Genomic DNA, 20,159 nt, shown 5'->3' on the forward strand with positions numbered 1-20,159 from the left:
CCGGCGCAGCGACTGGTTCAACACGCCTTGGCAGGCGGCGTGTGTGGGCAAGTTGAGCGGGCAACCAGCCCACAAACAGCCCACACATCCTTTGTATATAAGGCGATCTGAGCTCGAAAACTGTCGGTGGCCATGTCTAAGCGTTGAGGCATGGAGATCTTGGCGATGCCCCCGGTGTACACCCAGAGCGGCAGCGAACTGCTGACCGCTCTGGACACCGTGCATGCCGCCAAGGCCCTATTGGCGACCTATGAGCTGCAGATCCTGGGCCGCCTCGACGAGATGGGCACCGCGCAGGAGTTGGGTGCCCGTGACACCATCGAGCTGGTCTCGGAGCGCTACCGACTCGACCGTGCCGAGGTCCGCAAAGACCTCGCCTTCACCACCGCCCTACGCAAGTACCCGCTCGTGGCCGCCGCCATGCCCGACCCGACTGATCCGACGAAGCCGTCGACCGTGTCGCTGGACCTGGCCAAGATCATCGTCAGGACACTGGACAACGCACCCTCGTCGGTCTCGGTCGAGGCTTTGGCTGTCGCCGAGGAGCAACTGATCAACGTGGCCCGGGTCAGTAATCCTCGCGAGCTCACCAAATTCGGGCAAGACGTACTGGCCAGGCTGGACACCGACGGCCCCGAACCCGCCGAGGACGACGCGGTCGCGAAGGAGTTCCTGCGGTTGCGGCAGACCGAGGGTGGTGTGAAGTTCACCGGGTTCCTGGCCGGTGCCAGCGGTGAACAACTCAAGACCCAGATACACCAAGGGTCCGAACCCCACAAAACCATCGACGGCGAACGCGACCCGCGCACCCAGGACCAGCGACAAGCCGACGCGTTGAAAGCGACCATGGACGCCGCCGCCGGCAACCGCGACCACCCCGGCGTCCCCCACATCACCATCACAATCGACTTCAACGACCTCAAAGCCGCCACCCTGGCCGCCGCCCCCGAGGCTCTCGGTGGCGGGACCGGTGCCGGTACGACGGGCGGCGGTGCGGTAGCTGAGCTGGTCTTCGGTGACAACTTGTCCGCCGGCGCCGTCCGCCTCCTCGCCTGCGACGCCGCCGTCCTACCCATCGTCCTGGGCGGCGACTCCCAACCCCTCGACGTCGGCACCGAGCAACGCTTCGTGAACCGCTACATCCGCCGCGCCCTGAACAAACGCGACAAGGGCTGCGTTGTCTGCCAGGCGCCGCCGTGGATGTGTCACGCCCACCACATCATCCACTGGGCCGAAGGAGGCCCCACCAGCCTCCAAAACCTCGCCCTCCTGTGTGCCGCCCACCACCGCGCCGTTCACAACGGCCAGTGGGCGATCTCCATCACCACACAAGGCGTCCAGGTCACCCGCCCCTCCTGGGCCAGCCCGCCACCCGAACCCGACCGCGCAGCACTCACCGCCCTGATCGGCTGGGTCACCCCTGCCCCCAGCGCCAGCGACAGCAGCTCCAGCATGGCCAGCGCCGATGCGACCAACGCAGGTGCCAGCGCCTCCAGCGCAGGCAGCGCGAACGCCGATTACTGGGGTGCGAGCACGGCCGGCGTCGGTGTCAGCCTCAGTGACTCCAGCACGGCCACCGCCGATGCAAGCAGCGCCAATGCCAACTGTTGGGGTGCGAGCACGGCCAGTGCCAGCAGCAACTCCGGCGCCACCAGAGACGGTGGTGCGAGCAGAGCCGGCGCCAGCAGCAACCCGGCTCACGAGCAGCCGACCCGGCTTCCCGCAGCCAGCAAGCTTCCCAACCCGGCACTGGCCGCTATCCGCGAAGCCTTCCGAACCCGCATGGCCTCCCTGGCCCCCAACTACACCGACCCCTGGTCCACCAACGCCACCCCAACAGCCGGACCGTAGACCCCCACTGCCCCCTGCCCACCAACACCACCGCGGCAGCCGGCCCACAAGCCGGCCCGCGGACCTACCCATGCCCAGGACACCCCCCAGCCACCGCCACCCAGATCGAATGCCATGCCCCGCACAGTCACGACCCGCACCCCCGACCGGTGCAGCATGGTCTCGCGGATGATTCGCATCGCTCCAACCCGGCACGACCAGGCTCCCCAGACCTACGCGGCGAGCCTGTCCGAATGATCCGCATCGCGCCGCTCCCGCGCGCGATGGCTCCCCACACCAGCTTCGAGAACATTCGGCCACCGCGATGCCGCAGCGGGCTCGGACCACCAGCAGTGCCGGTGGATGACCAGCAACCCCGCCGACGAGCCGCGCAATTCCAGGGCAGCACCTACAGCGGCGGGTCAGCCACAGGCCGCGTCGTCCCGGGGCAGCAACCACAGCCCGTCAGCCCCAAGTAACCGAGACTCGACCGCGCACAGCAACCATCCCCCTCAACCATCGAACCCCCCAGCCACCCCGCCTTTGATCGGCCGCAGCGGCGACCAACCACCACGGGCATCGGCGGCCGAGTCCACACCCCCGGCTGTTGCCATTCGGCCGCGACGGCGGCCCACGGGATCGGGTCGAGTCGGTGGCTGAGGGGGTGGCGAGATCGGCGAGCGAGTTCCAGGCTGCCGGGCCGAGGGGCTGTAGTTGCTGCCGGCAAGGTTCGGTTGTCGGACAGGCTGCCGTTGCCCGGCGCGGACGGATAGCCATGAGAGCAATCGGCGGAGATGATCCAGATGGCTGTGCTCCTGCTGATCGCCGCGCACACGACCACCACCAACATGATCACGCTCGCTCTGTTGGAACACCCGGACCAACGGGCACTGCTGCATGCGACCGACGACCTGAGACGGATCGCCGGGGCGGTCGGGGCGGTCGGGGAACTGCTGCGCTAGCTGACCATCGCGTACAACGGGGGCCGGGTCGCGGTCGAGAACATCGAGGTCGGCGGCCAGATCGTCCGCGCGGGCGAGGCCGTGGTCATGGCCAGTGCGTCTGCGGCGTCCACGAGCTGCCTGTCATCTGGTAGCTGATGCCTTCGAACCTGTACTAGGCAACGAAAAGGGCGGTGACCCCGGTCGTTGCCGGTGTCACCGCCCTTGCGAACTGCTGTTGGTCGCCGGGGTTAGCCGGTGGGGGAGCTCGGTGGGTTGGTCGGCGTTGGTGCTCCCGTGGGAGGCGGAGTCGGTGCGGCGCCTGCGGAGGCGGCGCGGTCGACTGCGGCTTTCATCTTGTCGATCTCGCGCGCGTAGCCGGCCAGGTCGCCGGCCTTCAGGGCAGTCTGCGCGGCTGTGTAGGCCGCCTGTGCCTCGGCGAGTGCCTGTTTGATCGTTTGGTTCGCCGGTGGCTGGTTGGCGGGCGGCTTCGGGTCTTCGCCGGTGTCGACGCTGGTGTTGAAGACCTTGGTCAGCGCCTCTTGCAGCGTCGAGCCGAAGGCGACCCGATCACCGAAGGAGACCAGGACGTAGCGCAGCACGGGATAGCTACCGGCTCCACCGGTCCGGACCGAGTAGACGGGCTGCACGTAGAGCAGGCCGCCACCCAGCGGAAGGGTGAGCAGGTTTCCGAATTGTGCCTTCGTTCCACTGGACGGCTGGTTGATCGGCAGCAGCGCCGATCTGATCAGGTCGTCGGTCTGGAACTTGGTGAAGACCTGGCCAGGACCGGGGATCTGCACGTTGCCGGGCAATCGGAGGATCCGGAACTTGCCGTAGTCCTTCGAGGTCGCCTCGGCGTCGACCGCCATGAACGCGGTGAGGTTCTCCCGCTCCGCGTTCGGTACGTACACCGAGGTCAGCGAGAACTTGGGGTCCGTCTGACCGGGCATCCGCAGGGAGAGATAGAACGGAGGCTGGTTGTTCTGCACCGACGAGTCCGTGTTCGCCGTGACCGCCGCGGTCGGGTCGGCCGGGACACGCCACAGGTCGCTGTTCTGGTACCAGGTGGTCGAGTCCGTGACGTGGTACTTGGCCAGCAGATCGCGCTGGACCTTGAACATGTCCTCCGGGTAGCGCAGGTGCGACATCAGGTCGGGCGAGATGTCGGAGCGCGGCTTGACGGTGTTCGGGAAGGCCTTCATCCAGGTCTTCAGGACCGGGTCGCCCTCGTCCCACGCGTACAGCTCGACCGAGCCGTCGTAGGCGTTCACGACTGCCTTGACCGAGTTGCGGATGTAGTTGATCTCCTCGCTCGGCTGCTGCGCGATCGTGCCGCGGCCCGTGGTGGTGTCCCGGGTGCTGTCGTCCAGGGCGACCTTCTGGGCGTACGGGTAGTTCGCGGAGGTGGTGTAGCCGTCGACGATCCAGACGACCTGGCCGTCGACGATCGCCGGGTACGGGTCACCGTCCGGTGTCAGCCACGGCGCGGCCTTCTCGACCCGCTCGCGCGGGCTGCGGTCGTAGAGGATCTTCGAGTCCGGGTTCACCCGGCTGGACAGCAGCAGGTTCGCGTCGCGGAACTTGGTGGCGTAGAGCAACCGGTTCCCGAAGCTGCCGATCCCGACGCCGCCCTTGCCGTCGTAGGTGTTCAGCGTCGGGCTACCGCCCTTCGTCCCCTCCGGCGTGTCCAGCTCGACGGCCTGGCCGCCCTTCGGGCCACCGACGATCGAGTAGTCCGGCGACTTCTCACCGAAGTAGATGCGGGGTTCGTAGTCACCGAGCTGGCCGGTCGGCGGCAGGTCCCTCTCCGTCCAGACCGGCGTACCGTCGTCGGCGCGCTGGTTACCGTTCGCGGCGACCACGCCGTAGCCGTGGGTGTAGACGGTGTGGTCGTTGTTCCAGTTGCGCTGGCCGGCCGGCAGTTTGTCGATCTGCACCTCGCGGACGGCGATCACGGTGTCGGCGGTCTTGTTGCCGATCTTGTAGCGGTCGACGTCCAGGTCGGTCGGGAACGAGTAGAAGCCTCGCACCTGCTGCAGCTGCTCGAAGGTCGGGCCGACGACGCTGGGGTCGATCAGCCGGATACCGGGCAGCACCTCGGCGTCCTGGGTCAGCTCCGACGGAGTGGCCGTGGTCTTCGCCTTGTAGTCGATGACCTCGGCGCCCTGCAGACCGTAGGCCTGCCGGGTCGCGGCGATGTTCTTGTCGATGTACGGCGCTTCCTTCACGGGCTCGCTCGGGCGCACGCGCAACTGCTGGAGCGCGGCCGGCCAGAGGGCACCGAGGAGGATCGCCGACAGGATCAGCACGACCGTGCCCACTCCGGGCAGCAGCCAGGTCCGGCGGACCACGTTCGCGAAGAACAGGACTGCGCACAGGACCGCGATGACGGCCAGGATCTCCTTGCTGGGTAGGACGGCGTTGTCGCCGGTGTAGGAGATACCGGTGAACAATCGCGCCTTGCCGGTGGTGAGGCCGTAGCGGTCGAGCCAGTAGCTGAAGGCCTTCAGCAGGACGAGCAGACCCAGCAACACCGAGAACTGCACCTGCGCCGCCCCCGAGGCCTTCTGCCCCTTGGCCGACGGGCGGAAGCCGCCGTACAGGTAGTGGGTGATGATGGCGGCGACCAGCGACAGCAGCACGATCGAGTAGCCGAAGCCGAGCAGCACGCGCAGCCACGGGTAGTCGAAGACGAAGAACGCGATGTCCTTGTTGAAGTGCTGGTCGGTGACACCGAACGGGGTCCGGTTCCGCCAGGCGAGGAAGACCTTCCACTCACTCGAGGCGGCCGAACCACCGAAGGTCAGCATCAGCACCGCGACCACGCCGATCGCGATCTTGCCGCGCTGCTGGAGCAGGTCGCCGTACCGCTCGAAGCCCGGGCTCGGCGACGGTGCGAGGGCCACCCGCGGCCGGGTCCGGAAGGCCACCACGATGTTCGCCACGACCGCGGCGGCCATCAGCAGACCGACCGCGACGAACAGCAGCACCCGGGTGCCCAGGACGGTGCTGAACACCGAGCCGAGGTCGACCGAGCGGTACCACAGGCGCTGGGTCCAGACGTCGGTGAAGACGCTGAACAGGATCAGCAGCACGATCAGGGTCGCGATCGTCGGCAGCAACGCCCGCGGGCGTCGCCCGGGATTTCGTCCCGGCCGCCGCGGCTCGTCCGGCATGTCGTAGACGCCGTCACTCATGGTCGGTTCTCCTCGTCGTCACTGCTGCCGTCGACCCCAGGACCCGCACCCGGCAGCTCGCCGGTCGAGGGTTCGAATGTCAATGACAGTACTTCGCACAGCGTGGGGACCAAGTCGGTGCCGGTGAGTACGGCGCTGTCCTCGTCGTGGGAGCGCAGCCGGACCGCGCCGAAGCGGTCGCCTTCGCGCAGGACGGCCGCGACCATCCGGACCTCGTGGCGGCGTGGATCACTGCCGGCCATCCGGGCGAGCTCTTCGTCGGTTTCGGTGGCGGACAGGCCCGCCTCGGCCGCGGCGGGGAGCACGATGCGCTCGATGGCGAGGGCGCAACCGCTGACGCCGTCGGGCCACTCGATCCGGGCCAGCGCGTCGGCCAGGTGCTCGTCCTCGAGCACACCGGGCAGCTCGCCCTGGGCCACCGGAGTGAGCGGCTGGGACAGATCTTCGGCCCCGAGCTCGGCGGCCAGCTGGGGCTCGGCCCGCAGCAGGTCCTCGGTGGGGACCAGCGCGAACAGCTGCGCGGGCTGGTCCCAGCCCGCGCTGCTCACGTGCTTCTCGATCTCGACCACCGCTCGGCTGAGCGCGTCAGGAGGCAGGATGCCTACGGATTCCATACCGCCAGATCTCTCCTTCGGCCGGCAGATTCTTCTCGATGACTCAAGGCGTACATCCGGGAACGTCACCCTTCCCGCTGGCGACCGCCTTCAGTCCGGCGATCGCGTCGTCCAGGGTGCTCATCTTCACCAGCTGGATGCCCTTCACTCCGGCATGCAGCGCGGCCGCACAGTTCGCGGCCGGCACCAGGAACACCGTGGCGCCGTCGTCCTTGGCACCGGCGATCTTCTGCTGGATGCCGCCGATCGCGCCGACCTGGCCGAGCGCGTCGATCGTGCCGGTGCCGGCGACGTGCTTGCCGGCCAGCAGCGGACCGGGGGTCAGCTTGTCGTAGATGGCCAGGGCGAAGGCCGTCCCGGCGCTCGGGCCGCCGATGTCCTGCCCGAGGTTGACCGTCACCTTGACCTGGGAGTCGACCCCGATCGTGATGCCGACCATCGGCCGGGTCTCTTCACCCGGGGTGCCCGCGGTCTTCACCTGCACGGTCTGTTCCTTCTTGTCCCGGCGGATCAGGAAGGTGACGGTCTCGCCGACCTTGTGCTTGCGTACCGCGTCACCGACCTGCGGGATCTGGGTCATCGGCTGACCGTCGACCTGCAGGACGACGTCACCGGCCTTCAGCTTGCCGTCCGCGGGCGATCCCTTCGCCACCGTCGCGACCTTCGTGTGGAAGGGGACCTTCGCGGCCTGCAATGCGGCCGCGACCGCGCTGTCCTGCGAGCCGGTCATCTCCGCGGTGTTCTGCTCCTCGACCTCGTCGGCGCTCTGGTCCGGCGGGTAGATGATGTCGCGCGGGAACAGGTCGTGGTGCGGGTCGAGCCAGTTCCGCATCGCCTGCGGCAGGGTCAGCTCGCGGTCCGGCGAGGTGACCGACACCGTGGTCAGGTCGAGCTGGCCGGTGGTCGGGAAGGTGTCGTAGCCGGTGATCTCGATGACCGGCTTGTTCTTCGCCGTCCCGAGCGTGTCCTTGACCGGCCCCGGGCTGAACGAGACGAACGGCACCGGGAACGCGGTGAGCAGCCCGAGCGAGAGGACGAGCACGACGATCGAAGTGACCAGCGTTGCGGTACGACGTGTCACGAACCCTGCCCTGCGGTCTTGGTGGAATCCAACGTCTCGGCCGAACCGAGCTTCTTGCCGGTCTGGCCGTCTACCGGGCTCAACGACCGGGCCGCGGCAACTGTCCCCGCCGTGTCCGAAGCGTTGCCCGACGCACGCCGGGATCCGAAGACGCGGCGGCGCGGAGTCGCCTGTGGGCCAGGAGCTGCCAGGGCAGCACTGAAACGGCGGAACTCCTCGACCGAGTCGAAGGCACCGGCGGACCGGCGCGGTCCACGGTTGCGTCCGCGCCACGCGGCCCAGCACATGGCCAGGACTGTGGCGGCCAGCGGGAACGCCAGCCACGCCAAAACCTTCATCCGGCCACCTTCATGCGCCCAGCGTACGGGTCAGTGTGCGCCGACCCACTCGCTGGCACCGTCCGCGAAGTGCTGGTGTTTCCAAATCGGAACCTCGGACTTGAGATCGTCGATCAGCTGCCGGCAGGCAGCGAACGCGACCTCCCGGTGCGAGGCGGCGACCGCGACGATCACCGCGGCGTCCCCGATCTTCAGGTCACCGATCCGGTGAACGGCCGCCAGCGCCGTCACCGCCGGGTCCGCACAGATCCGCTCGGCCACCAGTTGCAGCTGCTTCAGCGCGTCCGGATGGGCCTCGTAGCTGAGCCGATCCACGGGCTTCGACTGGTCGTGATTGCGTACGGTCCCGATGAAAAGAGCGGTTCCGCCCGCCGTGGGATCGGACACAGCGGCCAGCACCTCGTCGCTGGACAACGCATCCGCACGGATGTCCAGCAGCCTGATCGCGTCGCTCATGTCCCTATTCTCCCTTGGTACTCCAGTTCCGAACACCACACCCCCGTTCGCCGGGGGCGGAACCGGCCGGGGGAACCAGTACGTTGGAGTTGTACGCCGTACCCGCACAGGAAGGCCACTCCGATGAGCGACGAACCGGACAACCCGTTCAAGGGAACTCCGTTCGAGGCCATGTTCCAGCAGTTCTCCGGTGCGGCCGGCGCGGGTGGCACGCCGGACCTGAACGCGATCTTCGCGCAGGTCCAGCAGCTGCTGAGCGGCTCGACCGACGGCAGGCCGGTGAACTGGGACCTGGCCAAGGACATCGCCCGCAAGACGGTGTCGGCCGCCGGTGACCGGTCGATCACCCCGACCGACTCCGACCGGGTCGCCGACGCCGTCCGGCTGGCCGAGCACTGGCTGGACGAGGCAACCACGCTCCCCGAGGTCTCCACGACGTCCGCGGCCTGGAGCCGCGCCGAGTGGGTCGAGAACACCCTGCCGGTGTGGCAGACGGTCGTCGACCCGGTCGCCGAGCACGTCGCCGGTGCGATGGGCGGCGCACTGCCCGCCGAGGCCCAGCAGCTCGCGGGGCCGATGGCAGGGATGCTGCGTCAGCTGGGTGGTTCGATCTTCGGTGCTCAGGTCGGGCAGGCCCTCGGCGAGCTCGCCGGTGAAGTGGTGAGCTCGTCCGACATCGGGCTGCCGCTCGGGCCGACGGGTCAGGCGGTTCTGCTGCCGGACAACATCGTGAAGTTCGCCGAGGGGCTGGAGCTGGCGGACGAGGACGTCCGGCTGTACCTCGCGCTGCGTGAGGTGGCCCACCAGCGGTTGTTCGCCGGTGTGCCGTGGCTGCGGCAGCACCTGTTCGCCGCTGTTGCCGACTACGCGGCCGGTATCGAGGTCGACCGCGGCAAGATCGAGCGCGCGATGGCCGACATCGACCCGCAGAACCCCGAAGCCATGCAGGAGGCGCTCGCCGGCGGCCTGTTCGAGCCCGAGGACTCCGAGCAGCAGAAGGCGGCACTCGCCCGGCTGGAGACCGCGCTCGCACTCGTCGAGGGCTGGGTGGACGACGTCGTACGGCAGGCGACCAAGGACAGGATGCCGGCCGCCATCCAGCTCGCCGAGACAGTACGCCGCCGCCGCGCGGCCGGTGGACCCGCGGAGCAGACATTCGCCACCCTGGTCGGTCTGCAACTGCGGCCCCGCCGCCTCCGCGACGCCGCGAACCTCTGGGCCGCCGTCCGCGACGCGCGAGGTATCGACGGCCGCGACAACCTCTGGTCGCACCCCGACCTTCTCCCCAGCACCTCCGACCTGGACGACCCCATCGGCTTCGCGCAGCTCACCAGCGAACTCTCCGACCTCGACATCACCAACTTCCTCGACAACCCCCCAGCCAACGACGAAAACCCCGACAAGAAGTAACCCGGGTGTTGCTTGCGGATGCAGTTCGGGTTCTGACGGGATGGGACGCACCGGATGCAGAACAGGAAGGGCTGCGGCAGCACTACTTAGGGCATCTGGCGCGGCATGCGGACGGGATGTGGCGGGAGTGCCGTCCTGAGCATGTGACGGCTAGTGCGTTGGTGGTGGATGGGGCTGGTGAGCGGGTGCTGCTAACGCTGCACCGGACCATCGGTCTCTGGTTGCAGTTGGGTGGGCATTGCGAGCGCGGCGACCGCACGTTGGCAGGAGCTGCGCTTCGGGAGGCTACGGAGGAGTCGGGGCTGACCGGGCTCTCCATTGATCCGCTGCCGGTGCGGCTTTCGCGGCACGAGATTCTGGCGGGTGGTTGTGCAGGGGCCTATCACCTGGATGTGCAGTTCCTGGTGACGGCGGCTGCTGGTACGGCGTACGTGGTGAGCGAGGAGTCGCACGACCTGGCGTGGTTCGGTCTGGATGAGCTGCCGGCCGGGCTGGACGAGTCGGTTCGCCAGTTGGTGGCCAGCGGAGTGCGCTGAGAACCCCTTGCCTGACAAAGGCAAGAGGTTCTCAGCTCCACAATCCCCGTGTCCCCCACTCCCCCGTGAGATCCCCCGCTTGCTCCCCGTGTCCGGTGCACCGGTGTCGATCTCCGCCCCTGAACGGCATCGGCGGTCGGTGCGAGCCTCCCCCGAAGCTCCCGCTGCATGGTGAACGAGCCACTCGTGAGAAGGTGACGGGTCAGGGACGACGAAGTAGAGATCTTGTCGCATCCCAGCCCTCGAGGCCGGGATCCAGTTGCGCTAGGTCAGCGGCCGATCGCAGCCGGTGCCATCCAGGGCCGATCGCGACCGCGTGCCGGCGTGGCTTCACAGCCTCGAGTTCGGCGAGGGTGCTGTCGAAGGTCGGAGCCGCGTCCTGGACCCAGGATGCGATGGGCAGATTCACCCCGATCGCAGCCAGCGAGCCGTCGGTCGCGGGCGTGACCGCGATGTCGGCCGAGCCGAGCGCCCGGAACAGCTTGCCGATCAGCAGCCCCGGAAGATCCGGTACGTCGTAGCTCACCGCAACGACTGCCGCGGCCGGGCCGGCGAGCTCAATCGCCTCGAGCACGGGGTTGGCACCCGACACCGCATACACCGGAGTACCCGGCCAGGTCAGGTCACGGATCGCAGCCAACGAAGACTCATCACCGGCCGCTACTGCGACTGCCACGTCTACCTGCGCCAGGTCGGCCAGGAGTTCGTAGGTGTCTTCGGTGAGGGCGTGGTGCCAGGCGGTGGGAGTGCGACCGGGCGGCGCCCAGCTCGGAGTGCCGGGGACCACGAGGACGACCACGCGGCGGTCGTTGGAAGCGGCCATGGTGCAAGAGCCTAGCCCGTTGCTTATCCCCTGATCGCCTGGTGGAGCCGGAGGGCCACCTGGAGGTTCAGGCTGTGCTCCGGTGACTGCCAGTCGGCACCGAGGAGTGCGCTGACTCGATCCAGTCGTTGCTGGACGGTGTTGGGATGGATGTGCAGTTCGGTGGCGGCTCTGGTCGGACTCTGACCGGCTGCGAAGTAGGCGTGCAGTGTTCCGACCAGATCGGTCCCCCGCTGGGCGTCATACTCGATCACTGCACCGAGGACGTGCTGAACATGAGCCTGTACGTCGACCTCCGATGCACCGACCAGACCCGCCACACCCAGGTCGTCCGGTGTCGCGGATTCGTTGCACCGGCCGAGTCGAACCATGGTCGTTGCCAACCGAGCGGCCTGGCGGTGTGCGTCCACGAGTGCATCCCAGGGAGCCGGACCGACCACTGCGATTGTGACGCCGGCACGCTTCGCGACCTCGGCCAGATCCCGAGCTACTGCCACCGCGTCGGTTCGACTCAGCAGGAGCACCAGGTCCCCGCCGTACGGACCGGACAGCACCAGCTTGTCCTCAACCGGAGCAGACAACCGAGCCCGTACGGCGGTGTGGTCGCCTCGGCAGACGGCCACCACGAACCGGTCGTGCACGCGCTTCGGCGCCAGCAACCGAAGTCGTTCGAAGTCACCGCCCCCGCTGAGCACATCCGTCAGCAGATCGGCCTGTGCACGCTGGGACTGTTCTGCGGCCTGGCGACGGAACAGCAGGACGAGTGCCGTGACTACAGCGGCACGCTCGACGATGCGCTGGTCTGCACCCGACAGGTCGTCGACACCGCCGATCACCAGAGCACCGAGCCGCTCCCCCTTGGCGGTTGCCGCAACGACCCAGCACCCGTCTGCCCGGGTCAGTCGGCCGGATGACGACTCCTGCCACGGCACCGCCGTACCAGGAGCGCGGCCGGCCACAGCGAGCTCGTTGCCGACAGCATCGACCAGTACGACCCACACCCCGAGCAGCTCGGCCAGTGCGGCAGCGACCGCGTCCACATCACCACCGGACAGCACGATGTCGGCAAACCGGTCATGCGCCGCCGCTGCGTGCTCGGCACCGGCATGGGCTTCCGACAGTTGTTCGAGCGCCACGGCAGTCTCAGCGGCCGCGCGAACCTGCACGATCGTGACTGCCGCCAGCGCTGCCAGTGAACCGAGTAGCAGCACCTCTTCCCGGCTGAACGGGCGCGCAGTCCGGTTCGACGCGAACAGCACTCCGACAAACGCCTCGTCCACGATCAACGGCGTACCGCAGATGGCGACGAGCCCTTCGTCACCGACGGCATGGTCGATCTGGCCGGTGTGCCGGAAGCGCCGGTCGGATGGATAGTCCGTGGTCCAGTAAGGCCTGCGCGTGGACGCGACCAGTCCGCCCAGGCCGGCTCCCAGCGGCAGCCTGAGCTGTTGGAAGTCGGCCGACAGCGATCCGTCGGTAGCCCGCATGTACGTGTCGCCGCGAGCCTCGTCGTACAGAGTCAGGTAGGCAACGTCCGCACCGACCAGCGTGCGCGCCCGGTGCACGATGGTGTCCAGTACGCCGCCAGGATCGCTGGCTGAGGCCAGCTCACGAGCTACCTCGACCAACGCGGTCAGTTCGGTCTCACGCTTCTTGCTGGCATCGATACCGGCCCGGATGCGCAGGGCGAGGTCCCGGGCGACCGCATCCTCACCTGCCACCCGGGCCAGCTCGCTACCGGACGCGTCCTCGGCCAGTAGCCGCAGAAGCTCCCTCATCCTCGCGATGATGCCACCTACAACGCTGTCAGGTCCCGCTCACGGGTTTCGGAGTACAGGGTGACCGCCAGGATCGAGATCACCGCACAGACCGCGACGTACACCGAGATCGCGTAGCCGGAGTCATAGGCCTTCAGAAGTGCGACTGCGATGAACGGCGCCAGGCCTCCGGCGATGATCGACGCCAACTGGTAGCCGACGGACACACCTGAGTAGCGCACCCGAGTCCCGAAGAGCTCTGTGAAGAAGGCCGCCTGTGGTCCGTACATGGCGCCGTGCAGCACCAGTCCGACGGTCACAGCGAGCGTGGCCAGGCCGAAGTTCTTCGTATCCACCAGAGCGATGAAGACGAAGGCCCAGACGCCCACTCCGACCGCACCGATCAGATAGACCGGCTTCCGGCCGATGCGGTCCGACAGCGCACCCCAGAGCGGGATGGCGCAGAAGTGGATCGCTGCGGCGATCAGAACTGCGTTCAGCGCAAAGGACCTGCCCAGACCGAGCTGCTCTTTGGCGTAGGTCGCAATGACGATGGTGAAGATGTAGTAGCTGACGTTCTCTGCCATCCGTGCGCCCATCGCGGTCAGCACCTCGCGCGGGTAGCGCGTGAGCACCTCCAGCAACGGCATCCGGTCAGCCGGCTCCTGCTTCGCCCGAGCTGCGACAAAGACCGGCGACTCCTCGATCTTCAACCGCACCCACAGTCCGACCAGCACGAGCACTGCCGACAGCAGGAACGGGATGCGCCAGCCCCACGAGTCGAACGCGGCCTCGGACTGAAACGCCGCCAGCCCAGCCAGTACGCCGTTCGCCAGCAACTGCCCCGCCGGCGCACCCGCCTGCGGCCAGGAGGCCCAGAAACCACGCCGTGCCGGATCACCATGCTCCGACACGATCAGTACGGCGCCTCCCCACTCACCGCCGAGCGCGAAGCCCTGGATGAGCCGCAGGACGGTCAGCAGGATCGGTGCGAGCGCCCCCACCTGCGCGTACGTCGGCAGCAACCCGATGGCGAAGGTGGCGACCCCCATCATCAGCAGGGACAGCACCAGCAGGTTCTTGCGGCCCAGGCGGTCACCGAAGTGCCCGAAGATCACTCCGCCGATCGGACGGGCGAAGAACCCGACCGCGAAGGTGGCGAAGCTCAGCAGCGTCCCGGTCAGCTGCTCGCCCTTCGGGAAGAACAGGTCGCCGAACACGACCGACGCTGCCACGCCGTAGAGGAAGAAGTCGTACCACTCCACCGTCGTACCGACGAGACTCGCACCGACCACCCGGACGATGGATGGCTTGGTGCGGGCGGGATCTGTTGCTGTCATGGAGAGACCTCCTAGTGGGCGGTCCAGCCGCCGTCGAGTACGAATGAGCTCCCCGTGATGGAGGCGGACGCCGGACCGCACAGCAGTGCGACCAGCTCCGCGACTTCAGCCGGCTCGATCAGTCGTTTCACTGCGACTGGTTCGAGCATGACGTTGTCGAGTACCTCGGGCTCGGTCAGCCCGTGTGCCTTGGCCTGGTCCGCGAGCTGGGCCGTGACGAGCGGCGTACGGACGTAGGCGGGGTTGACGCAGTTGCTGGTCACACCGCGGGCTGCGCCTTCCAGTGCGACGACTTTGCTGAGTCCTTCGAGACCGTGCTTGGCAGCGACGTACGCCGACTTGTACGGGCTGGCCCGGAGTCCGTGGACCGAGCTGATGTTGATCACGCGCCCCCAGCCGGCGCCGTACATATGAGGAAGGGTCTGGCGGATCAGCCGGAACGGGGTCTCCAGCATCAGCCGCAGCAGGTAACTGAAACGCTCCGGTGGGAAGTCCTCGACCGGTGCGACGTGCTGAACCCCGGCGTTGTTCACCAGAATGTCCACGTCGGTGGGCAGCCCGGCCAGGCAGTCCAGGTCGGACAGGTCCGCCACGAGCGGCTCCACCCGCGCTGACGCGCGCACCGCGACACGGTCGACGGCTACGACGTGGACGCCGTCCGCGACGAGCCGTTCGACACAGGCAGCACCGATGCCGGAAGCAGCTCCGGTGACAAGTGCGCGGCGGGTCTCCATGGCGGACGACTGTAGGAATCCCAGCCGTTCCGCACTATGGGATCGGAGCACACACCGGGACCGTAGGAGATGGTGGCCGACGCCACCTGCCCAGGGCTACCGAGCGGAGAGACCGAAGCGAGCGGCGAAGGCAGCCAGTTCTTCGGCCTGCTGTCCAGGGTCGGTGACCGTGCTACTCACGACCAGGCGGGTCACGCCTTGCGCCGCGTAGCTGTCGACCCGCTCGGCCGACAGGTCGATGGGCGCCCAGCGGGTGTACTCCAGCGCATCGGGATCACGACCGGCCTCGACAGCACTTGCCCGGGCGAGTTCGAACTGGATCCGGCGCTCCTCGTCGCCGAGCGCTCCGCCCGGGAAGTACCCGTCGCCACGTCGGCCGGCCCGGCGAGCCGCCGCCCTGCTGGACCCGCCGACATGGATCGGCAGGTGCACCACCTCGAGCGGCTTCGGATAACTGCAGATGCTCTCGAAGCGGTAGAACTCGCCGTCGAAGCTCACCCCGTCCGCACCGCCCTCCCACAGCAGGCGCAGTACATCGATCGCCTCATCGGTACGACGTCCTCGCGTGCTGAAGTCGACCCCCACGGCCTGGGCTTCCGTCGGCAGGCTGCCGACGCCGACCGTCAGCAGGCGCATCCGGCCCTTCGAAAGGTGGTCGATCGTCGCCAACCGCTTCGCCAGGCCGACCGGATGGTGGTACGGCAGGAGCAGCACCCCGGTTCCGAGCAGGATCCGCTCGGTGGCCGCTGCCACGAAGGTGAGGCAGTCCAGCGGATCCGGGTACGGCAGAGTCGGCGGGAGCTCCATCCCGCCGAACTTCACGCCGGGAGACAGCGCCACGTGCTCCGGCACGTAGATCGCCTCGAAGCCCACCTCCTCGGCAAGCCGCGCGAATCCGGTCAACCGGTCCGGGTCCGCCCCGAAGAACGGCAGGCTGTAGCTGATCGCGAACTTCATGGGCGACACCGTAAAACCTTGCCCCTGGGGGCAAGGCAAGTACGAGTTCAGCTATCAAAGCGGTTTCCGCTGATAGGGAGAACTATCGTGGAGACATGGTCGATATCGAACAGCCGAAGAAGAAGGCCGCGGGCGTCCCTGCGGTGCTGTCGTCGTTCAAGTTCGGCTTCCGGGAGATGGGAGCGGCCCGGACCGGCAAGGTGTTCCTGAAGATGAACCAGGACGGCGGGTTCGACTGCCCGTCCTGCGCCTGGCCGGATCCCGACCACAAACGCAAGCACGCCGCCGAGTTCTGCGAGAACGGCGCCAAGGCGGTGGCCTGGGAGGCGACCCGCAAACGGGTGCCGCGTGCGTTCTTCGCCGAGAACTCGGTCGAACAGATCCACGCGATCTCCGAGTTCGATCTCGGCAAGCTCGGCCGGATCACCGAGCCGATGCTGCTGCGGGCCGGCGCCACGCACTACGAACCGGTCGGCTGGGAAGAGGCGTTCCAGGTGGTCGCCCGGCACCTCAAGGCGCTGCCCGACCCCAACGACGCCGTCTTCTACACCTCCGGCCGGACCAGCAACGAGGCCGCGTTCCTCTACCAGCTGTTCGTCCGGGCCTACGGCACCAACAACCTGCCCGACTGCTCGAACATGTGCCACGAGTCGTCCGGTACGGCGCTGTCCCGGGTGATCGGCAGCGGTAAGGGCGCGGTCACCCTGGAGATGCTCGAGGAGTCCGAGCTGATCGTGGTCGTCGGCCAGAACCCGGGGACCAACGCGCCCCGGATGCTCAGCCACCTCGAGATCGCCAAACGCAACGGCGGCGAGATCGTGTCGGTGAACCCGCTGCCCGAGCCCGGCCTGATGAACTTCAAGAACCCGCAGAAGGCCCGCGGCTGGGTCGGCAAGGGCACCGAGCTCGCCGATCAGCACCTGCAGATCCGGATCGGTGGCGACCAGGCACTGTTCCTTGCCATCGGCCACCTCTTGCTCGAGGCCGAGGCGGAGAACCCGGGCACCGTGCTGGACAAGTCTTTCGTCGAGACGTACACCAGCGGTTTCGAGCTCTACGCGAAGCACAACGCGGAGCTGGACTGGGACGCGGTCGAGCTGGCCACCGGCCTGCGCCGCGCCGAGATCGAGGAGTTGGCCCAGCGGTTCCTCAAGTCCAAGGCGACCGTGATCTGCTGGGCGATGGGCCTGACCCAGCACCGCGAGGCGGTCGCGACGATCAGCGAGATCGTCAACGTGCTGCTCCTGCAGGGCAATATCGGCAAGCCGGGCGCCGGGCCGTGCCCGGTCCGCGGGCACTCGAATGTCCAGGGCGACCGCAGCATGGGCATCTGGGAGAAGATGCCAGAGGCGTTCCTCGACAGGCTGGATGCCGAGTTCGCCTTCACATCGCCGCGGGAGCACGGGATCGACGCGGCCGACACGGTGAAGCGGCTGCGGGACGGATCCGTGCGGGTCTTCTTCGCGATGGGCGGCAACTTCGCCTCCGCGACCCCCGACACCGAGGTGGTGCATCGCGGGCTGCGTGAGTGCGATCTGACCGTGCACGTGTCCACCAAGCTGAACCGTTCGCACACGGTCACCGGGCGCGAGGCGCTGATCCTGCCGACGCTCGGCCGGACCGACCACGACCGCACCGCCAAGGGTCCGCAGTCCGTGACCGTCGAGGACTCCCAGGGCGCCGTCCACCTCTCCACCGGGAACCTGACACCGCCCGCGCCGGAGCTGAAGTCCGAGATCGGCATCGTCGCCGGGATCGCGCAGGCCGTCGTACCGGACGTCGGCGAGATCCCGTGGGCGGACTTCGCCGACGACTACAGCCTGATCCGGCAGCGGATCGGCCGGGTCGCCGACGGGTACGAGGACTTCGAGGAGCGCCTCCGGGCGAACGAGGGCGGCTTCCTGCTGGCGCATGCGGCGCGGGACAAACGGGAGTTCAAGACCTCGGACGCGAAGGCTCAGTTCACCGCGAACGATCTGAGTTGGTTGCCGACGGCACCGGGCAAGCTGCTGCTGCAGACGCTGCGCAGCCATGACCAGTTCAACACCACGATCTACGGTCTCGAGGACCGCTACCGCGGTATCCACGGAGGTCGCGAGGTGGTCTTCGTGAATCCGGAGGACCTGGCCGAGCTCGGGCTGACCGACGGCGCGTCCGTCGACATCGTCAGCGAGTTCCAAGGCGTCGAACGGCGTGCCTCCGGCTTCCGCCTGGTCTCGTACCCGACCGCGCGCGGCTGCGTCGCGGCGTACTACCCGGAGACCAATGTGCTGATGTCGGCCGACGACCTGGCCAAGGGCAGCAACACCCCGGTCGCGAAGGGGCTGACGGTCAGACTCGAGCCAGTCGCGTCCTGAGCAACGGTTGCGCGGCGGCCAGCGCGATGGCCGCCGCTGCGTTGACGAGCCACAACCCTTCGGGGCCTACGGTCTCGAGGAGCTGCGTCACGATCAGCGGCGCGACGGTGGTGGCTACGCCCCAGCACAGGCCGAAGACGGCGAGGTAGCGCGCCCGTCCGTCATCGGGCGCAAGTCCTGCGGCCTGCGTCAGATAGCGAGTCAGGAGGAACGTCTCACCGACACTCCAGAACGCAGTGGCGAGCAGGAAGACCGGCAGACTGGTGGCGAACGCACAGACGACCAGACCGGCAGCCAGCAACACATAGCCGACGCGCATCGCCTGGAAGTCGTCGAGCTGCACCCGCAGCAGCCGCTGCGCGAGGATCATCGTCACCGCGGAGACCGCCAGGATGATGCCGGTCCCTGATGCCGGCAGGCCCTGCTCGAGCAGCGTGAGCGGTACGCCGACGATCAGCTGCATGTAGATCGTGGCGAACACCGTGCCGCTGGCGAGCAACAACAGCAGCCGGTGATCACGCCAGACCGTGACTCCCGCGGCTCGCACGCGCTCCCGCCGTACGTCGCGAGGAAGCGCTCGGGCAACCAGTACGGCGCAGGCCAGGCAGGTGATCGCGTCGGCGACGAACAGCCAGCGCAGATCCCAGTGGCTGACGGCCGCGGCCAGCAAACCGGCAAGGACACCGGCCACTGCCATTGCCGAGCCCTGCAACCCGTACGCCGCGGGGCGGTCGCGTGGCTCGGTGACGTCGGCAATGGTCGCCTGGCTGGGTGGCTCATAGATCTCGAAGGCCAGACCGAGCACGATCGCGGCGACCATCGCGGACCAGAGCGTCGTACTCGCGGCGATCCACAGCTGCGCGGCCGCGCAGCCGGTCAGACCGAGGACGATCGTGCGGCGCCGGCCGATCCGGTCAGCCAGGAAACCGCCGAGCAGCCGGGACGGGATGGTGGCGAAACCGAACAGCGCGACCACCAGACCGGTCCGGCTCAGCGAGGCCCCGAACTCCACGGTCAGCACGATCGCCAGGAACGACAGCGAGAACGCGCCGATCCGGTTCACGGCGCGGGCGGCGACGAGCACCCAGACCGTCCTGGGCAGGCCGCGCCACGGCGCGATCAGGGTCGCCGCTGCACTCATTACCCACCTCATGACTGTCTAAATGGCTATGATCGGTCACGCAGAGCCTACGAAGGAGAGTTGTGACTGGTCAAGTGTCTTTTGATAGTCACGCCCGGAGTGTGCTGGCGGCGTCGGTCGAGTACGTGAACCGGCTGACCCCCGGCTTCTCCGGCGGTTCGCCGTACGCCGGTCCTGTCGACGAGGCGCAGGCGGTGGCGGATTCGCTGGTGGCGATCGGCTACCCGCAGCCGACCGTGCGGCCGGAGGATGCGCGGCGGCTGACGGAGCTGGCCAGGCGGATGCGGATCGTGTTCGAGGCGGCGCATACGGGCGACCTCGACCGGGCCGCGGACGAGATCAACGCACTGCTCGTCGACACGAACGCCCGTCCGAAGCTCGACCGGCGGGAGAAGGGCTGGGGGCTGCACTTCCACGGACCCGACGACACTCTCGTCAACGGCTGGGCGGCCGGCTGCGCGGCCGGCCTCGCGCTCGCGGTCGGCAGCGACCTGGCCGGTCGGCTCGGTGTCTGCGCCGCGCCGCAGTGCGACCGCGTCTTCGTCGACACCTCGAAGAACGGCCAGCGCCGCTTCTGCTCACCCCAATGCCAGAGCCGCGTCAAAGCCGCCGCCCATCGAGCCCGCCACGCGACCTAGGTTTGA

The 20,159-nt window shown here is 68.1% G+C and carries 17 protein-coding genes; 6 read left to right on the forward strand and 11 right to left on the reverse strand.

What is annotated here, in order from left to right:
• Positions 1-150: 150 nt before the first annotated feature.
• The gene (locus ACFCV3_RS27050; RefSeq protein ID WP_376034399.1) at positions 151-1,851 is read left to right on the forward strand and encodes a DUF222 domain-containing protein; all 1,701 of its coding nucleotides are present in this window, start codon (positions 151-153) and stop codon (positions 1,849-1,851) included.
• A 782-nt stretch (positions 1,852-2,633) separates the two neighbouring features.
• The gene (locus ACFCV3_RS27055) at positions 2,634-2,792 is read left to right on the forward strand and encodes a hypothetical protein (RefSeq protein WP_376034401.1); all 159 of its coding nucleotides are present in this window, start codon (positions 2,634-2,636) and stop codon (positions 2,790-2,792) included.
• Positions 2,793-3,022: 230 nt separating this feature from the next.
• Here ACFCV3_RS27055 and ACFCV3_RS27060 read toward each other — a convergent pair whose 3' ends face one another.
• Genes ACFCV3_RS27060 through ACFCV3_RS27080 form a run of 5 tightly spaced genes read right to left on the reverse strand, consistent with a single transcriptional unit; the run spans position 3,023 to position 8,460 of the window.
• Positions 3,023-5,971, reverse strand: a complete 2,949-nt coding sequence (locus ACFCV3_RS27060) for a UPF0182 family protein (RefSeq protein WP_376034403.1) — start codon at positions 5,969-5,971, stop codon at positions 3,023-3,025.
• Positions 5,968-6,585, reverse strand: coding sequence for a PPA1309 family protein (locus ACFCV3_RS27065; RefSeq protein ID WP_376034405.1), 618 nt, complete (start codon positions 6,583-6,585; stop codon positions 5,968-5,970). Before ACFCV3_RS27065 ends, ACFCV3_RS27060 begins: the two co-directional genes overlap by 4 nt.
• Before the next feature lie 43 nt (positions 6,586-6,628).
• Entirely contained in the window at positions 6,629-7,666 is a 1,038-nt protein-coding gene (locus tag ACFCV3_RS27070; RefSeq protein ID WP_376034407.1) for a PDZ domain-containing protein, read from the reverse strand.
• Positions 7,663-8,004 carry a hypothetical protein gene (locus tag ACFCV3_RS27075; RefSeq protein WP_376034409.1) on the reverse strand — a complete coding sequence of 114 codons (342 nt, stop codon included), beginning with the start codon at positions 8,002-8,004 and terminating at the stop codon, positions 7,663-7,665. The genes ACFCV3_RS27070 and ACFCV3_RS27075 overlap by 4 nt, the downstream gene beginning before the upstream one ends.
• Before the next feature lie 30 nt (positions 8,005-8,034).
• Positions 8,035-8,460: a molybdenum cofactor biosynthesis protein MoaE gene (locus tag ACFCV3_RS27080; protein ID WP_376034411.1), complete on the reverse strand. Its 426-nt coding sequence runs from the start codon at positions 8,458-8,460 to the stop codon at positions 8,035-8,037.
• A gap of 123 nt (positions 8,461-8,583) precedes the next feature.
• On the opposite strand from ACFCV3_RS27080, the gene ACFCV3_RS27085 reads away from it, so the two are divergent.
• Entirely contained in the window at positions 8,584-9,870 is a 1,287-nt protein-coding gene (locus ACFCV3_RS27085) for a zinc-dependent metalloprotease (RefSeq protein ID WP_376034413.1), read from the forward strand.
• A gap of 5 nt (positions 9,871-9,875) precedes the next feature.
• Positions 9,876-10,406: an NUDIX hydrolase gene (locus tag ACFCV3_RS27090; RefSeq protein ID WP_376034414.1), complete on the forward strand. Its 531-nt coding sequence runs from the start codon at positions 9,876-9,878 to the stop codon at positions 10,404-10,406.
• 202 nt (positions 10,407-10,608) lie between these two features.
• Here ACFCV3_RS27090 and ACFCV3_RS27095 read toward each other — a convergent pair whose 3' ends face one another.
• The 5 genes from ACFCV3_RS27095 to ACFCV3_RS27115 all read right to left on the reverse strand — a co-directional run bounded on the left by ACFCV3_RS27095 (position 10,609) and on the right by ACFCV3_RS27115 (position 16,017).
• Positions 10,609-11,229, reverse strand: coding sequence for a hypothetical protein (locus ACFCV3_RS27095; RefSeq protein WP_376034415.1), 621 nt, complete (start codon positions 11,227-11,229; stop codon positions 10,609-10,611).
• A 23-nt stretch (positions 11,230-11,252) separates the two neighbouring features.
• Positions 11,253-13,007: a helix-turn-helix domain-containing protein gene (locus ACFCV3_RS27100; RefSeq protein ID WP_376034417.1), complete on the reverse strand. Its 1,755-nt coding sequence runs from the start codon at positions 13,005-13,007 to the stop codon at positions 11,253-11,255.
• A 17-nt stretch (positions 13,008-13,024) separates the two neighbouring features.
• Positions 13,025-14,326: an MFS transporter gene (locus tag ACFCV3_RS27105; protein ID WP_376034419.1), complete on the reverse strand. Its 1,302-nt coding sequence runs from the start codon at positions 14,324-14,326 to the stop codon at positions 13,025-13,027.
• Between the two features lie 11 nt (positions 14,327-14,337).
• Positions 14,338-15,060 (reverse strand): SDR family NAD(P)-dependent oxidoreductase, encoded by a 723-nt coding sequence (locus ACFCV3_RS27110; protein WP_376034421.1) that lies wholly within the window; start codon positions 15,058-15,060, stop codon positions 14,338-14,340.
• 96 nt (positions 15,061-15,156) lie between these two features.
• On the reverse strand, positions 15,157-16,017 hold the full coding sequence (locus ACFCV3_RS27115; RefSeq protein WP_376034423.1) for a TIGR03619 family F420-dependent LLM class oxidoreductase: 861 nt from the start codon (positions 16,015-16,017) through the stop codon (positions 15,157-15,159).
• A gap of 95 nt (positions 16,018-16,112) precedes the next feature.
• Between ACFCV3_RS27115 and ACFCV3_RS27120 the strand changes: the two genes are divergently transcribed.
• Positions 16,113-18,374 (forward strand): FdhF/YdeP family oxidoreductase, encoded by a 2,262-nt coding sequence (locus ACFCV3_RS27120; protein ID WP_376034425.1) that lies wholly within the window; start codon positions 16,113-16,115, stop codon positions 18,372-18,374.
• Here the strand turns inward: ACFCV3_RS27120 and ACFCV3_RS27125 are convergent.
• Positions 18,349-19,515, reverse strand: a complete 1,167-nt coding sequence (locus tag ACFCV3_RS27125) for an MFS transporter (RefSeq protein ID WP_376034427.1) — start codon at positions 19,513-19,515, stop codon at positions 18,349-18,351. The two genes, ACFCV3_RS27120 and ACFCV3_RS27125, sit on opposite strands and share 26 nt — an antisense overlap.
• A 62-nt stretch (positions 19,516-19,577) precedes the next feature.
• Between ACFCV3_RS27125 and ACFCV3_RS27130 the strand changes: the two genes are divergently transcribed.
• Positions 19,578-20,153, forward strand: a complete 576-nt coding sequence (locus ACFCV3_RS27130; RefSeq protein ID WP_376034429.1) for a CGNR zinc finger domain-containing protein — start codon at positions 19,578-19,580, stop codon at positions 20,151-20,153.
• The last annotated feature ends 6 nt before the right edge of the window (positions 20,154-20,159 follow it).

Source organism: Kribbella sp. NPDC056345 (assembly GCF_042262745.1).
GTDB lineage: Bacteria > Actinomycetota > Actinomycetes > Propionibacteriales > Kribbellaceae > Kribbella.

What these genes read in the sequence shown, in the direction of transcription:
- ACFCV3_RS27050 (WP_376034399.1), top strand. Translation starts at nt 151, where the DNA reads ATGGAGATCTTGGCGATGCCCCCGGTGTACACCCAGAGCGGCAGCGAA.
- ACFCV3_RS27055 (WP_376034401.1), top strand. Translation starts at nt 2,634, where the DNA reads ATGGCTGTGCTCCTGCTGATCGCCGCGCACACGACCACCACCAACATG.
- ACFCV3_RS27060 (WP_376034403.1), bottom strand. Translation starts at nt 5,971, where the DNA reads ATGAGTGACGGCGTCTACGACATGCCGGACGAGCCGCGGCGGCCGGGA.
- ACFCV3_RS27065 (WP_376034405.1), bottom strand. Translation starts at nt 6,585, where the DNA reads ATGGAATCCGTAGGCATCCTGCCTCCTGACGCGCTCAGCCGAGCGGTG.
- ACFCV3_RS27075 (WP_376034409.1), bottom strand. Translation starts at nt 8,004, where the DNA reads ATGAAGGTTTTGGCGTGGCTGGCGTTCCCGCTGGCCGCCACAGTCCTG.
- ACFCV3_RS27080 (WP_376034411.1), bottom strand. Translation starts at nt 8,460, where the DNA reads ATGAGCGACGCGATCAGGCTGCTGGACATCCGTGCGGATGCGTTGTCC.
- ACFCV3_RS27085 (WP_376034413.1), top strand. Translation starts at nt 8,584, where the DNA reads ATGAGCGACGAACCGGACAACCCGTTCAAGGGAACTCCGTTCGAGGCC.
- ACFCV3_RS27095 (WP_376034415.1), bottom strand. Translation starts at nt 11,229, where the DNA reads ATGGCCGCTTCCAACGACCGCCGCGTGGTCGTCCTCGTGGTCCCCGGC.
- ACFCV3_RS27100 (WP_376034417.1), bottom strand. Translation starts at nt 13,007, where the DNA reads ATGAGGGAGCTTCTGCGGCTACTGGCCGAGGACGCGTCCGGTAGCGAG.
- ACFCV3_RS27105 (WP_376034419.1), bottom strand. Translation starts at nt 14,326, where the DNA reads ATGACAGCAACAGATCCCGCCCGCACCAAGCCATCCATCGTCCGGGTG.
- ACFCV3_RS27110 (WP_376034421.1), bottom strand. Translation starts at nt 15,060, where the DNA reads ATGGAGACCCGCCGCGCACTTGTCACCGGAGCTGCTTCCGGCATCGGT.
- ACFCV3_RS27115 (WP_376034423.1), bottom strand. Translation starts at nt 16,017, where the DNA reads ATGAAGTTCGCGATCAGCTACAGCCTGCCGTTCTTCGGGGCGGACCCG.
- ACFCV3_RS27120 (WP_376034425.1), top strand. Translation starts at nt 16,113, where the DNA reads ATGGTCGATATCGAACAGCCGAAGAAGAAGGCCGCGGGCGTCCCTGCG.
- ACFCV3_RS27125 (WP_376034427.1), bottom strand. Translation starts at nt 19,515, where the DNA reads ATGAGTGCAGCGGCGACCCTGATCGCGCCGTGGCGCGGCCTGCCCAGG.